Raw genomic sequence first — 14,020 nt, forward strand, 5'->3', positions numbered from 1 at the left:
GTCAGCCGATCCAGGTGTCGTGCAACTGGATCCGGCTGGAGGCGTCGAAGGCGAGGCCGTGCACCTTCGTGGACACGCCCAGCTGGGTCTGCAGCTCCACCACCGGCGCGTTGTACGCCTCGCGCACGATCGACCGCTGTGCCCGGGCCACCAGCCGGCCGCGCTCGGCCGGGTCGGCGGTCGCCGCCTGTGCCGCCAGGGTCGTGTCCAGGCCGCTCGGCGGCACACGGTAGAAGTTGGCGAGCTTCGTGGAGAAGGAGCTGCGCAGGATGTCGGGGTCGGCGCGGGTGATGTTCCCCCAGATCGCGTCGTACGCGCCCGACTGCTGTATCGGCGTGAGCTGGGGGAGCTGGAGCTGCTTGAGGACCACCTGGACGCCGACCGCCTTGAGTTGCTGCTGTACCAGCTCCAACGCGGGCTGGTTCGTGGCTGCGTTGGGAACCCAGTCGACGGTCAGGCGCAGCTTCCTGCCGTCCTTGGAGCGGATGCCGTCGGCGCCCGTCCTCCAACCGGCTTCTTCCAGGAGGGACTTCGCCTTGGCCGCGTCGAAGGCCAGCTCCGGGGCGAGACTGGTGTAGTCGGGAGTGGTGTGCGAGAGGACGCTGGTCGCCGCCCGGGTGCCGGTGGGGAAGACGGTACCGGCGATCTGCTCGCGGTCGACGGCGGCCAGGATCGCCCGCCGGACCCTCGCGTCCTTCAGGACCGGCCGCGTGTTGTTGAACCCAAGACCGAAGACGATTCCGGGGTTGGCCCGCCTCAGGAAGGCGGCCTGACCGCCCTTGAGCGCCGCCTCGTCGGCCCGGCCCACGCTGCCGATCGCGTCCACCTGGCCGGACCGGAGGCTGCCGGCGCGCACACCCGCCTCCGGCACGACCTTGAACACCAGCCGGTCCAGGTACGCCTCGCCCTTCTTGTCCCACCGGGAGGAACCCCAGGCGTAGCCGGGGCGTTTGTCCAGGGTGACCGACTGGTTCTGCACGTACCGCTTCAGCACGAAGGGTCCGGACCCGACCACCCCGTCACTGCACTTCCGCTGCGGGGACCTCTTCACGCTCGCGGACGACTCGATCCCGAGCGAGTGAGTCGAAGTGGCCTGCAGGAACTGGGCGTTGGGCTGCCGGAAGGTGACCTTGACGGTGAGCGGGCCGACCACCTCGGTGCTCTTGACGCCGCTGAGGTAGCCCTGGGCCAGCGTTCCCAGGACACCGAGTTCCGGAACGGCGTCGAAGTTGTCCTTGACCACCTGGGCGGTCAGCGGGGACCCGTCGCTGAAGGTGACCCCCGACCGCAGGTGGAAGGTGAAGGCCGTCGTGTCGGCGTTGACGTCCCAGCGCTCGGCCAGCCACGGCACGATCTTTCCGGTCCTGGGGTCCTGGTCCGTCAGGGAGTCCACGACCTGGCGCACCGAGTAGATCGTGTCGTTGCTGCCGACCTGCTGGGGATCCACGCATCCGGCGTCCGAGCCCACCGCGAAGGTCAGGGTGCCGCCGGAGCGCGGCTTGCCGCCTCCGGCGCCGGGGCCGTCGGTGCCGGAGGCGCACGCGGCCAGCAGCACGCCGGTGGTGACGAGGGCGGTGACCGCCGTCCATCGGGGTGATCGGAAATCCGGAAGTGCTCTCACGGAGGGTTCTCCTCTTGGGGTCGCCGGGCACGGGGCACCGCGCGGGCACGACCGCGCACCGGTGTGCGCGCCCGCACCGGGCGCGGTGCCGGTGCGGGAGCGCTGTGCGGGAGTGCCGTGCGGGAGTGCCGTGCGGACAGGGCCGGGCGGAAGACGGATCGGAAGGACCGGGAAGAAGCGGCAACCGGGCGGGACGCACGCCGCGACGGGTGACCACGGGCGTCGACGGCGGCGGGCCGCACGTACGCAGGTGGTCGACGGGAGGCCCGTCAGCGCCCGGTGGTGGGAAGGGGCGTCAGGCCCGACAGAGGCAGCTGGTCGAGCGCTTCAGATCGATGTGGCGTCGGCGCGCCAGCCGGGAGAACACCACGGCGACGGCGAAGGAGGCGTCGGGGCCACCGGCGTGCCGCATGACGGTCCTCCCTGTTTCCGGCCCCGGTCACGGGGCCACGCGCTTGCGGGGACCGTCACCGGTCCCGCCGGGCTTTCACCTGGAGCACCCCACCGCGCGGGAGGGTTGCCGGTCAGCGAGCCAGGGCTTGACGCTGACACTCAATGCCGTTTCGTGATCGTACGGAGCGCTTCTCGCGTACGTCAATGGCGGGTCCCGACTCCGCCGCGGGGGCCGGGCCGGCCACCGGGACAGCCGGTGGACGCCCGCCCCGTAGGGGAACACGGGTCAGGAACCGCCGCGTTCGCGCGGGATCTTCTGGCCCGCCTCGATCGCCACCGGCAGCCGGTTCTCCGCCGGGGGCAGGGGGCAGGTGGCCAGGTCCGTGTAGGCGCAGGGCAGGTTGGCGGCGCGGTTGAAGTCGAGGACGACCGTGCCGTCGGCGGCGGGCGCCTCGACGGACAGGGTCCGGTTGGCGGCGTAGGTGGTGACTCCGGAGGTCGCGTCGGTGAACAGGACCGTGAGCCCGCCCGGGACGTGTCCGGGGAACGCGGTCAGCGCCAGGGGGCGTCCGCCGAGCTCGAACTCGATCCGGCCGGGAGCGTCGTACACGTGCTCCAGGCCCTCGACCGCGGCTCCCACGGTGGTGGGCCGCGGCTCGTCGAAGGGGACGTAACGGCCCGTCACGGCCCAGCGCGGGTCGGGGGCGTAGGCGGGCGTCCCGGTGAAGGCCGTGCGCAGCGGCGCGTCCGGGTGCCGGGGGCGCACGATGTCGTGGCCGCCCCGCTTGGCGACCTCGATGACGGCGTCCTTCCAGACGGCTTCGGCACCACCGCGTTCGGGCAGTACGCCGAAGCGGTGCTCACCGCGCACCGGTGTTCCGCCGACGACCAGTTCCTCGTCGTCGTCGAGGGTGACGACGACCCCGGCGGGGCCGGTGTGCCAGGCGCCGGGCGCGTCGGGGAAGCGCCGCGGCCGCTCGTCGAGCCAGTGCAGGCCGGTGATCGCCAGGAAACCGTGCGGGCCAGCGAGCCGGGCTTCCTGTTCGCGGTACCAGTCCAGCCATGTCTCGGTGAAGGCACGGAGGTCCGCGGGGGTCGCCTCGGTGGTCATGGGCTCTCCTTCGGTGTACGCGTGAGGTTCGTCCTCACGCCGGGGTGCGGGGATGCGGGAACGCGGGGGCGGTGGTGGGGGACCACTGGGACGGGGACACGGAAGTGGTGGGGCAGGGACGTCGGGGCGAGAGGACGGGGACGCGGCGGCAGGGGCGTGGGCGTGGCCAGTCGCACACTGGCGTCGACCTGGTTCTGCGCTTCGGATGCGTCGAGCACTGCTCCGACAGTCATGTCAGGTGGAACGGGCGGTCGGTGAGCCCGCATTCCGTTCGTGTGTGACGGCTGTATGTCAGTCGTGTGATGCGCGGTCCGCCGACCGGGCGGCGGAGGGAGGGGCGCGGCGGTCGCGCGCGTCGACGGGCCGGGGCGGTCGTTTCCCGCGCACGGTCGTTCCGTTGACGCCGTGCGCCCCGCGTGGTTGCATCCCGCCATGCCGTTGCCGGAGCCTTTGACCCGCCGTCGTGCCGTGGACCTCGTCCGCGTGGCCGCCGCGTTGTGTCGGACGACCGGCTGACCACTCTTCTCCTCGCGTCTCTGCTCGACCGCCGCTCCGGACGTTTTGGCCGAGCGCACACCGGTCCACCCACGCGTGCCCGCGTCGGCACGCGTCGCCGAGCCCACCGTCCGTCCCGCCCGTCATGACGAGGACCTCCCATGCCTTCTCCCACCCCCGCAGGCCGGCACCACGAAACCGAGTACGACCACCGCAGACTGCGCCAGTGGCTCGCGGGTGAGGCCAGAGCCGACGGAGTCACCCGCCGCCGGCTGCTCACCCTGCTCACCGCGACCGCCACCGCGCTCGGCACCGCACGGCCCGCCCACGCCGCGGGCGGGATCGTCAAGCCGCTGCCCGCCGAGTGGTTCATCGAGCGCGGCACCAACGCCGAGACCCGCTGGGAGGCGCTGCGCGGCACCGGCCGCACCACCCCCAACGAACTGTTCTTCGTGCGCAACCACACCGCCACACCCGTCCTGGCCGCCGACGACTGGCGTCTGCGGCTGTGGGGGAGCGGACTGCGCGGAAACCCCGGTGAGGACCGGCCGGTGGAGTTCGGGTACGACGACCTGCGCGCGCTGCCGGCCGTCACCCGGACCGCTTTCGTCGAATGCGCCGGGAACGGCCGCTCGTACTACACGACGCAACAGGGCGAGACGGTCACCGGCACCCCCTGGACCCTGGGGGCGATCGGCGTCGCACGCTGGCGCGGGGTGCGGCTGGCCGACGTGCTGCGCCGGGCCGGACTGTCCCCGCGCGCCGTGGACGTGCAGCCGCGCGGTCTGGACGCCGAGTACGTCAGCGGCGGGGAGAGCCTGGGACGGGTACGCCGTCCGCTGCCGCTGGCCAAAGCCCTGGACGACGTACTGCTCGCGTACGAGATGAACGGCGAGCCGCTTCCGTACGACCACGGCCATCCGGTCCGGGTGCTGGTGCCCTCCTGGGTGGGGATCGCGTCGATCAAGTGGGTCGGCGACATCGAGGTGTCCGCGGAGCCGCTCTACTCGCCCTGGAACACCACCTTCTACCGGCTGTTCGGCCCCGCCCACCCCGAGGGCGGCAGCGCGCCGATCACCCGGCAGACCACGAAGAGCGCCTTCGAGCTGGCGAGCGGGGCCACGTTCGCGGCCGGCGGCAGGCACGTACTGCACGGACGGTCGTGGTCGGGCACGGGAGCCGTCGCCGAGGTCGACGTCAGTACCGACGGCGGTGCGAGCTGGCGGCCCGCACGGCTGCACGACCGGCCCCGGGCCGGCACCTGGACCCGCTGGTCCCTCGACTGGCGGCCCGACACACCCGGCGCCACCCACCTGCTGGCCCGCGCCACGGACACGGCCGGCCGGACCCAGCCGGACACCGCCGTCCCGAACACGCAGGGGTACCTGTTCGGCGCGGTGGTGCGGCATCCGGTGAGCGTGGTCTGACGGACGGGACCGAGCCGGCAGCGGCTCGGTTCCACCGGGGCCGGTGAGGTTTGGTCCGTCCCGGTGACGTGCGGGAGGAACGGCACCGGTCTGGCGTGCCCGTCCGCCGACCGGCCACGCGGCATGCTTTCGTTTGGGTTCCGCGCTGCGAAGGGTCCCGCGTTCCTCGAGCGCGTCCACCGGCCGAGCCCGCCACAAGGCCCGTCACGGGCATGGCGGCAGCGCCCTCCGACACGCCCGAAGGAAAGACCATGGTCGCAGGAATGGCCGACGAGCCCCGGCAGACGTGTCCGGAGGGCGTCGTCGACGCGATCGCCGCCGCCCCGTCCGGCCCGCTCGGCCACGCCGTGGGCGCCACCTCGTACGCCGACGGCCGGACGGCGCTCTTCCCCGGTCCGGTCGCGGCCGGCTGAGTGACGATGGAGGACCACGTCACGCCCCGCCGGGTGGTGATCATCGGTGGCGGGTTCGCCGGACTGTTCGCCGCCCGCGCCCTGCGGCACGCGCCGGCCGCGGTGACGGTCGTCGACCGCCGGGCCCACCACCTGTTCCAGCCGCTGCTCTACCAGTGCGCGTCCGGCATCCTGTCGGAAGGCCAGATCGCGCGGCCGCTGCGCGCGGTCCTGCGCCGCCACCACAACGTGAACTGCCTGCTCGCCGAGGCCACGGACGTGGACCCCGACGCGAAGACGGTGCGGGCGCGGCGGCCCGACGGCGGGCTCCTGGAGCTGCCCTACGACGACCTGATCGTCGCCGTCGGCATGCGCCAGTCCTACTTCGGGCACGACGAGTTCGCCGCGCACGCGCCCGGGATGAAGACCCTGGACGACGCCCTCGGCATCCGCCGCCGCCTCTACCAGGCCTTCGAGATGGCCGAGACGGCCACCGATCCCAGGGAACGCCGGCGGTGGCTCACCTTCGCGCTCGTCGGGGGCGGTCCGACCGGTGTGGAACTCGCCGGACAGATCAGGGAGATCGCCGGCCGCACGCTCGACCGGGAGTTCCGGGCCATCGACTCCGCCCAGGCACGGGTGCTGCTCTTCGAAGGGTCCGACGCCGTGCTGGGCGCGTTCGGTCCCCGCCTCGCCGAACGCGCGGCCCGCACCCTGCGCGACCTCGGCGTGGAGATCCACCTCGGCACGACCGTGACCGGTGTCGACGCGAACGGACTGACGGTCAAGGACGGCGACGGCGCGAGCACGCACTTCCCGGCGCACACGGTGCTGTGGACGGCGGGTGTCGAGGCCCCGCCCATCGCCGCGGCGCTGGCGCGGGCCACCGGAGCGGAGCAGGACCGGGCCGGGCGCATCGCGGTCGAACCCGACCTGACCCTGCCCGGACACCCGGACATCCGCGTGACCGGGGACGTGATGGGCCTCGACCGGCTCCCCGGGCTCGCCGAGGTCGCCATGCAGACGGGCGCGTACGCGGGCCGCGCCGTGCGGCACTCCATCGAGGGCAGGAAGAAGCGGCCGAAGCCCTTCAAGTACGTGGACCTGGGCAGTGCCGCCTACATCTGCCGCGGGAGGGCCGTCGTCAAGGCAGGCCGGATGCACCTGTCCGGAAGGACCGGCTGGCTGGCCTGGCTCCTGATCCACCTGGCCTTCCTCACCGGATTCCGCAGCAGGTTCGGCGCGGTGCTGAGCTGGGCCGTCGTGTTCGCCTCCGGCTCGCGGCGCGAACGCGCCTTCACCATGCCCGACCGGGATCCGTCCCCCGGGTCCCCCACCGGAAAGAGGGCGCCCTCCACCTCCACCTCCCCCTGACGCTGCCCCGGCCGGTCCGCGCCGGCCCACCGTCGCCGTTTCTCCGCAGCCCCACCGCACGCGGGGCAGACCATCGAGGCGTACATGTCCACCATCGCCGTCCACCTGGCGAACACACCTCCCCAGCTCCTGCCGGCCCGTGAGCAGATGGCCTTCACCCTGGCCATGCACATCCTGCTGGTGCCGTTCGGCGTCGCGCTGCCGTTCATCACGGTCCTGATGCACCACCGAGGGCTGCGCCGCAACGATCCCGTGGCCCTGCTCCTCGCCCGCCGGTGGTCCGCGGTGATGGCGGTGCAGTTCGCCATCGGCATCATCACCGGGACCGTCCTGTCCCTGGAGTTCGGCCTGCTGTGGCCCGGGATGATGGGGCGCTGGGGCGACGTGTTCGGCCTCGGCTTCGGCGTGGAGGCATGGGCGTTCTTCCTCGAGGCCGTCCTGATCGCCGTGTACCTCTACGGGTGGCGCCGGCTCAAGCCGTGGACGCACTGGTGGCTGGCCGTGCCGCTGCCGTTCACCGCGGCGCTGGGGGCGTTCGGCATCATCTCGGCCAACTCCTGGATGAACACCCCCCAGGGCTTCCGCCTGGACCCACAGGGCAACCCCGTCGACGTCGACGTGCGGCAGGCGATCTTCACGCCGATGTTCGGCCCCGAGTACTGGCACTTCATGGTGGCCATGTTCCTGACCGCCGGTTACGTGGTCGCCGGCGTGTACGCGGTCGGCTGGCTGCGCGGGCGGCACGACCGGTACCACAAGCTCGGCTTCACCGTTCCGTTCACGGTCGCCGCGATCCTCACCCCCGTCCAGTTCTTCCTCGGCGACTCCGCCGCCCGCGCCGTCTTCAACAAGCAGCCGGTCAAGTTCGCGGCCATGGAACTCGTCTGGAAGACCGACACGCACGTGCCCGAGTACGTCTTCGGCCGGCTGCACGGGGACGGGACGATCTCCGGCGGGATCAGGATCCCGCAACTGGACTCCGTCCTCGCCGGGTTCAAACCCAGCACCCAGGTGACCGGACTGACCGCCGTACCGGCCTCCGACCGCCCCACGCCCACCCAGGCCACCATCGTCCACTGGGCCTTCGACATCATGGCCACGATCGGCAGCGTGCTGATCCTGCTCGCGCTCTGGTACGCCTGGATCTGGTGGCGGCACCGGGACCTGCCGCTGAACCGCTGGTTCTTCTCCTGCGCCGCGCTCGCCGGAGCCGCGTGCCTGGTCACGGTGGAGTGCGGATGGATCACCACCGAGGTCGGCCGCCAGCCCTGGATCGTCTACAACCACATGCGGGTGTCGGAGGCCGTCACCACCACCCGTGCCAGCGGGATCTGGACGATGCTCGTCATCGTCATCGTCCTGTACACGGCCGTGTTCGGGTCCTTCCTGGCCGTCGTGCTGAAGATGCGGACCCGCTGGCGCATCGCCGACGAAGGGGCGGCGACGCGAGGGGCGCACGGTCCCGAGACCGACATCCCCTACGGGCCGAGACGAGAGCCCCTGCCCGGTGAGGCCGGGGCGGCGACCGGCGGCGGATCCGGCACCACGTCCGGCGGTGCCCGGTGATGGCCGACGTCATCGCCTGGCTGCTGGTGGTCGTGATCGCCGCCTACGCCTGCGCCGGCGGCACCGACTACGGCGCGGGCTTCTGGGACCTGCTGGCCGGCGGCGCCGAGCGCGGCAAACGGCCGCGCTGGCTGATCGACCACGCCATGGCCCCGGTCTGGGAGGTCAACAACGTCTGGCTGATCTTCATCATGATCATCATGTGGACCGGCTTCCCCGTGATGTTCCAGACGGTCTTCGAGGCACTGTGGCTGCCACTCGCCCTCGCGGCCGTCGGACAGGTACTCCGCGGGGCCGGGTTCGCCCTGCGCAAGCCGACCCGCCGGATCGCCCAACGGCGCGTCTACGGAGCGGTGTTCGCGATCTCCTCACTCCTCACGCCGTTCTTCCTCGGAGCGGTCCTGGGAGGTGTCGCCTCCGGGCGGGTCGCGGTGGGCACCGAGGCGTCCGCGGACGCCTGGGCCAACCCGACCTCGCTCGTGGCCGGACTGCTGGCCGTCGCCGCCACCGCTTTCCTCGGCGCGGTGTTCCTGTGCTCCGACGCCCGGCGGTTCGGGGCGGACGACCTCGTCGGCTACTTCCGGCTGCGGGCGTGGACCGCCTTCGCGGCCCTCGTGGTCCTCGCCCTCGTCGCCCTGCCGGTCACCCGGGACGACGCGCGGTACGTCTGGGACGGCCTCACCGGCGGCCTCGGACTGCTGATGGCGGTCCTGGCCGGGGTCTGCGGCCTGGCCGCGGTGCTCTTCCTGGGGCTGCGGATGTACGGCTGGTCCCGCTGCTCGGCCGTGGCGACCGTCGCACTGGCCGTACTGGCCTGGGGCTTCGCCCAGCGGCCCTACCTCCTGCCGACCACGCTGACCGTGTCCGAGGCCGCCGGGGCCGCGCACAGCCTGCGCTGGCTGGGGATCGTGACGCTCGTCGCGGTCGTGCTCGTCGGTCCGGCCCTGGTGCTGGTCTACCGGCTCGACACGAAAGGCCGGCTGGAACCGCTCACCGACGCCGACACCTCGGCCGCGGGGCTGCCGGGGGACGACCAGTGAACGCCGATCACCGATCTCGAACCCGGAGCGTGCTGATGGACCGCTACCCGCCGATCGCCGACCACGGCCCGGTGGGCGACCTCCAGACCGTCGCGCTCGTCTCCGCCAAGGGCGTGATGGACTGGTTCGCCGCGCCCAGGGCCGACTCGCCGAGCATCTTCGCCGCCCTGGACGGGGACCGCCGGCTGTTCGCCGGTCAGGACACCGTCGAGGCGGCCTGGCGGATCGTCGACCCCGTCCTCGGTGACACCGTCCCCGTCCACCCGTACGCCCGCGGCACCTGGGGAGCCGAGGAGGCCGACGCCCCTCCTCCCCGGCGACGACACCTGGCACGACCCGGCAGGCTGAGACGGCTCGTCGGCCCGGCCGGGCCCCCGGACGGCGCACGCGGTCAGCCCTGGCCGGGTGCGCCCTCGGACCGTGCGGAAGCGTGCGGTGCGGGGCCGAGGAGCACGAGCGTGTCCTCGGCGGCCGGAGTGACCTCCTGCGCCTCGGTGACCGGTTCGAGCCGGCCGTCGGCCCGTACGACGAAGAGCAGCTCGTGGCCCGGCGGGAGCGGGTCGGCGGCGGGCCGCACGACGAAGAGCGCACCGTCCTCGTGGCGGGCCTCCAGCGCGCTCCGGACGAGACCGGGTCCGAAGAGGACACCGCTGCCGCCGGTGTACGGGGCGACGATGCCCTCGCCGCCGGGCGCCGGACCGACCCGGTACACCGGGCCGTCGATGCCGTCCTGCACGACCACCGACGCGAGCGCGTTCAGGTCGTCGTCGTCCGTGAGCAGCAACGCGACCGTGACGCCCTCCAGACGCGCCCGCGGGTCGGCGGCCGTGGCCAGGAGCTCCCCCGCGGCCAGCTCGATCCCCGCGTCCCTGATCCGCTCCCGCTCCCGCGGGAGGCCGGCCCACATGAGCACGTCCAGGCCGGCCGCGCCGAGCGACCGGGCGAGGTCGATCACCCAGGGGGCGCCGCCCACCAGCAGGGGCCGCGAGCGCGCCGGCCGGCCGACCCCCAGCCGCACGGCGACCGGCCTGGCGGTCAGCGCGTAGACCAGGACGGTTCCGACGATCACCAGGAACGTGATCGGCAGGATCTTGTCGGCGCCGGACAGACCCTGGTCGACGAGCGACGCGGAGAACGTCGCGGCGGTGGAGGCGGCGACGATGCCCCGGGGCGCCATCCAGCCGATGAAGGCCCGCTCCCCGGGGCCGACGTCCGTCCTCGCCGCCGAGACGAGGGACACCACCGGCCGCACCACCAGGACGAGCGCCGCGACGAGCACCAGCGAGGGGAGCAGCACCGAGGCGACGGCCTTCGGAGCGACCGAGGCCGAGATGGAGATGAACAGGAGACCGATGACGAGCTGGACGACGGTCTCGAAGAAGGGACGGCGCGCCGGCATGTCGAATCCGGGCAGGTTCGCCACGACGATGCCGATGACGATCGCCGCGATGAGCCCGGTGTCGTCCAGGACCATGTCGCAGCCCGCGGACACCGCGACGACCGTGGCCAGTTGCGCGAGCGTCCCGAGCGTCCCGCCGAGCCGCAGCCTGCGCAGCGTCAGCCACAGCAGGCCGACACCGACCAGGCCGCCGGCCAGCCCCACGGCCATGCTCCCGAAGAACGTGCCGAACCGGAAGCCCTGGCTGTCCTCGGACCGGACGATGATGTGGAAGACGACCGCGCCGAGGATGCCCCCGAGGGGGTCGGTGAGGGTCCCTTCCCAGGTCAGGATCCTCCGCACCCGGTCGACCGGCCTGGCGTGGTCGAGCAGCGGGCCGACGACGGTCGGTCCGGAGACCACGAGGATGACGCCGACCATGACCGCCACGGCGAACGGGACGTCGAACAGCGCGGCGACCAGTCCCAGACAGGCTCCCCAGGTGACGGGGATCCCCAGCACGATCAGCCGTGTCACCACACTCCGGGTCTCGCCCTTCAGCTGCTGCGGATCGAGACCCAGCCCCGCGTCGTAGAGGATCACGGCCACGGCGAGCGACACCAGGGCCGTGAAGTCGGGTACCAGACTGTCGGGGCGTACGACGTCGGTGAGTGCCCCGGCCGTGAATCCGACGGGCAGCAGCACGATCAGCGACGGGACGTGCAGCTTGCTCGCCAGGATCTGCGAGCCCACGGCGAGCGCGACGGTCAGACCGACGCCCAGCAGGATCTGGTCCTCGGTCACGGCCTCCCCGCCCCTCCCGGACGCGCGGAGGGCTCCGGCCCGATCCGGTCCCGCACGCTCATCGCGTTCCCGTCCTCCCGGTTTCCGGCACTGCAGGTGACCGAGGGGCCCACACCGGCCTCCCGGGCGCCACGCAATCACCCTGCGCGGGAGACGGCACCTCGAAGGGGCGGGTCTTGCGCCGCCTGACCGACGACATTCCTCCGTCCTGTCGGCGCCGCCGGACCGCCGGACCGCCGGACCGCCGGACCGCCGGACCGCCGGACCGCCGGACCGCCGGACCGCCGGGCGGGCGGACTGGCGGACCGGATACCAACAGGCCCCGGACACAGGGACGTTCGGCCCCATGGCGGCGGCCTTTCGGTATCGGGTGCCCGACGGCGCACGGGACGACAGTGAGACGTGTCGGGCACCCGATACCGAAGACCGGCCGCCACAGGAGGTGGAGATCATGCTCCGCACCGTCACCGTAGGTCTCGACGGCTCGCGCGAGAGCCGGGCCGCCGCCGAATGGGCGGCTCGCGAGGCGAAGCTGCGCGACCTGCCGCTGAGGCTCGTCCACGTGTGGGAGCCGGTGCCGGAGCCGATGGCCCGGGCGTCGCTCCTGGACGCCGACACCCAGCAGCACTGGAGCGAGAGGATCCCCCGGGAAGCCGCCGAGGTGGTCCGGCTGCGCCACCCCGACGTCGAGGTGATCACGGAACAGCTCTCCGGCTACCCCGGCGACGCGCTCGTGAAGGCGGCGGAGAACGCCGAACTGCTCGTCCTCGGCTCCCGCGGTCTCGGCGGGCTGGGCGGCTTCATGGCCGGCTCGGTCGGCCTGTCCGCCGTCGCGCACACCGAGCGCCCCGTCGTGCTGGTCCGCGCGTCCGAGCAGGCCGTCGACGAGCACGAGCCGGACCCCACGGGCGGGCCCTCCACGGCGACGCCCTTCAGGCCGGTCCTGCTCGGGCTCGACGTCAGGCACCCCGACGAGACGCTGATCGGCTTCGCCTTCGACGCCGCCCTGCGGCGGGAGACCTCGCTGCGCGTCCTCCACGCCTGGAACCCGCCGCCCTACTACGCCTTCGGCACCCCCGTGAATCCGCCGCTGCACGAAGCCCTGGCACTGTGCGCCGCGGAGGAACTGGAAAAGGTCCTCGGCCCCTGGCGGACCAGGTTCCCGGACGTGGACGTCGTCGAACTCACCCGGTACGGCAGCCCCGCGCTCCACCTGGTGAAGGCGTCCCACGAGGCATCCCTGGTCGTCGTGGGCCGCAGCACCCGCCGGGTCCCCCTCGGCCTCCACATCGGCCACACGACGCACGCCGTCCTGCACCACGCCACCGTCCCCGTCGCCGTCGTCCCCCACGCCTGACGACCGTCCCCGAGAGGAACAGACCCATGAAGCCGGCAGACGTGCGAGAACCGGTGGGACTCCCCCTGGTCGTCGGCGTGGACGGATCCGAGCCGAGCCTGCGCGCCGCGGACTGGGCGGCCGACGAGGCCGCGCTGCGCGGCGTGCCCCTGCGGATCGTGTACGCCTCCCTCTGGGAACGCTACGAGGGCACGGCACTCGCCGGGGAGCACAGGTCCTCGGAAGAGGTCCGTGCCGAGGACATCGTGGCGGTCGGCCTCCGCCGGGCCCTGAGGCGCCACCCCGACCTGGAGGTCTCCGCCGAGATCCTGGCCGAGGAGCCCGAGTACGCCTTGGTGCGGGAGGGCCGCGACGCCGCAGCGCTGGTCCTCGGCACCCGCGGCCGCAGCGATCTCGTCGAGATGCTGCTCGGCTCCGTCAGCCTCGCGGTGGCCGCGTACGCCGAGTGCCCGGTGATCGTGCTGCGCGGCTGCCACGACAACCAGGTCACGGCCGGTACGCGCCGCGTGGTCGTGGGGGTCGGGGAGACGGGGAAGGACTCGGCGGCGATGCGTTTCGCCGTGGGGGAGGCGGGACTGCGCCGGGCGCCCCTGGACGCCGTACGGGCCTGGCGCTGCCCCGCGCACGAGAGCGTGGACCACCCGCTGCTCACCGGTGAACCCGCCCGGCTGCACGAGGAGCGGGCCCTCACGGTGCTGGACGAGGCGCTGAAGGGAGTGCCGGACGACGTCGACGTGCGCCGCCGCACCGTCGAGGGCCCCGCCCGCCACGTCCTCCTGGAGGCGTCCCGCGACGCGGGTCTGCTGGTGGTCGGGGCCCGGCGCCGGCACGGACGGCTCGGACTCCAGCTCGGCCGGGTCGCCCACGGAGTCCTGCACCACGCCGCCTGCCCGGTCGCCGTGGTCCCCGAGCCGGAGTGAGACGGGACGGCCCCGCGGCCGCCCCGCACCACGGTCCGGCCACGCGACGGGGGCCGGTCGGCGGGGACGACCGGGCCGACCGGCCCAGGGACTGCCCGTACAGCCCATGGGCCCCCTCCCCGCCCGGGCGGACGATCGAAGT

The 14,020-nt window shown here is 73.1% G+C and carries 10 protein-coding genes and 1 riboswitch; of the genes, 8 read left to right on the forward strand and 2 right to left on the reverse strand.

What is annotated here, in order from left to right:
• Position 1: 1 nt before the first annotated feature.
• Positions 2-1,621 carry an ABC transporter substrate-binding protein gene (locus tag ACFW6B_RS03125; RefSeq protein WP_386591581.1) on the reverse strand — a complete coding sequence of 540 codons (1,620 nt, stop codon included), beginning with the start codon at positions 1,619-1,621 and terminating at the stop codon, positions 2-4.
• A 446-nt stretch (positions 1,622-2,067) separates the two neighbouring features.
• Positions 2,068-2,181: riboswitch (SAM riboswitch) on the reverse strand.
• A gap of 119 nt (positions 2,182-2,300) precedes the next feature.
• Entirely contained in the window at positions 2,301-3,125 is an 825-nt protein-coding gene (locus tag ACFW6B_RS03130) for a DUF1684 domain-containing protein (RefSeq protein WP_386591582.1), read from the reverse strand.
• A gap of 656 nt (positions 3,126-3,781) precedes the next feature.
• Between ACFW6B_RS03130 and ACFW6B_RS03135 the strand changes: the two genes are divergently transcribed.
• The 8 genes from ACFW6B_RS03135 to ACFW6B_RS03170 all read left to right on the forward strand — a co-directional run bounded on the left by ACFW6B_RS03135 (position 3,782) and on the right by ACFW6B_RS03170 (position 13,878).
• Positions 3,782-5,047, forward strand: coding sequence for a sulfite oxidase (locus tag ACFW6B_RS03135; RefSeq protein WP_386591583.1), 1,266 nt, complete (start codon positions 3,782-3,784; stop codon positions 5,045-5,047).
• A gap of 251 nt (positions 5,048-5,298) precedes the next feature.
• Positions 5,299-5,460 (forward strand): hypothetical protein, encoded by a 162-nt coding sequence (locus ACFW6B_RS03140; protein WP_386591584.1) that lies wholly within the window; start codon positions 5,299-5,301, stop codon positions 5,458-5,460.
• A 6-nt stretch (positions 5,461-5,466) separates the two neighbouring features.
• A complete protein-coding gene (locus ACFW6B_RS03145; RefSeq protein WP_386591585.1) occupies positions 5,467-6,813 on the forward strand; it encodes an NAD(P)/FAD-dependent oxidoreductase in 1,347 nt (448 codons plus the stop codon).
• An 84-nt stretch (positions 6,814-6,897) separates the two neighbouring features.
• Positions 6,898-8,379: a cytochrome ubiquinol oxidase subunit I gene (locus ACFW6B_RS03150; RefSeq protein ID WP_386591586.1), complete on the forward strand. Its 1,482-nt coding sequence runs from the start codon at positions 6,898-6,900 to the stop codon at positions 8,377-8,379.
• A complete protein-coding gene (locus tag ACFW6B_RS03155) occupies positions 8,379-9,419 on the forward strand; it encodes a cytochrome d ubiquinol oxidase subunit II (RefSeq protein ID WP_386591587.1) in 1,041 nt (346 codons plus the stop codon). Before ACFW6B_RS03150 ends, ACFW6B_RS03155 begins: the two co-directional genes overlap by 1 nt.
• Positions 9,420-9,454: 35 nt before the next feature.
• A complete protein-coding gene (locus ACFW6B_RS03160) occupies positions 9,455-10,465 on the forward strand; it encodes a hypothetical protein (RefSeq protein WP_386591718.1) in 1,011 nt (336 codons plus the stop codon).
• Positions 10,466-12,052: 1,587 nt separating this feature from the next.
• Positions 12,053-12,958, forward strand: a complete 906-nt coding sequence (locus tag ACFW6B_RS03165) for a universal stress protein (RefSeq protein WP_386591588.1) — start codon at positions 12,053-12,055, stop codon at positions 12,956-12,958.
• Between the two features lie 26 nt (positions 12,959-12,984).
• Complete coding sequence (locus ACFW6B_RS03170) at positions 12,985-13,878, forward strand: universal stress protein (RefSeq protein WP_386591589.1); 894 nt, start codon at positions 12,985-12,987, stop codon at positions 13,876-13,878.
• Positions 13,879-14,020: the final 142 nt, after the last annotated feature.

The sequence above is a fragment of the Streptomyces sp. NPDC058751 genome (assembly GCF_042746485.1).
In the GTDB taxonomy this organism is placed as follows: Bacteria; Actinomycetota; Actinomycetes; order Streptomycetales; family Streptomycetaceae; genus Streptomyces.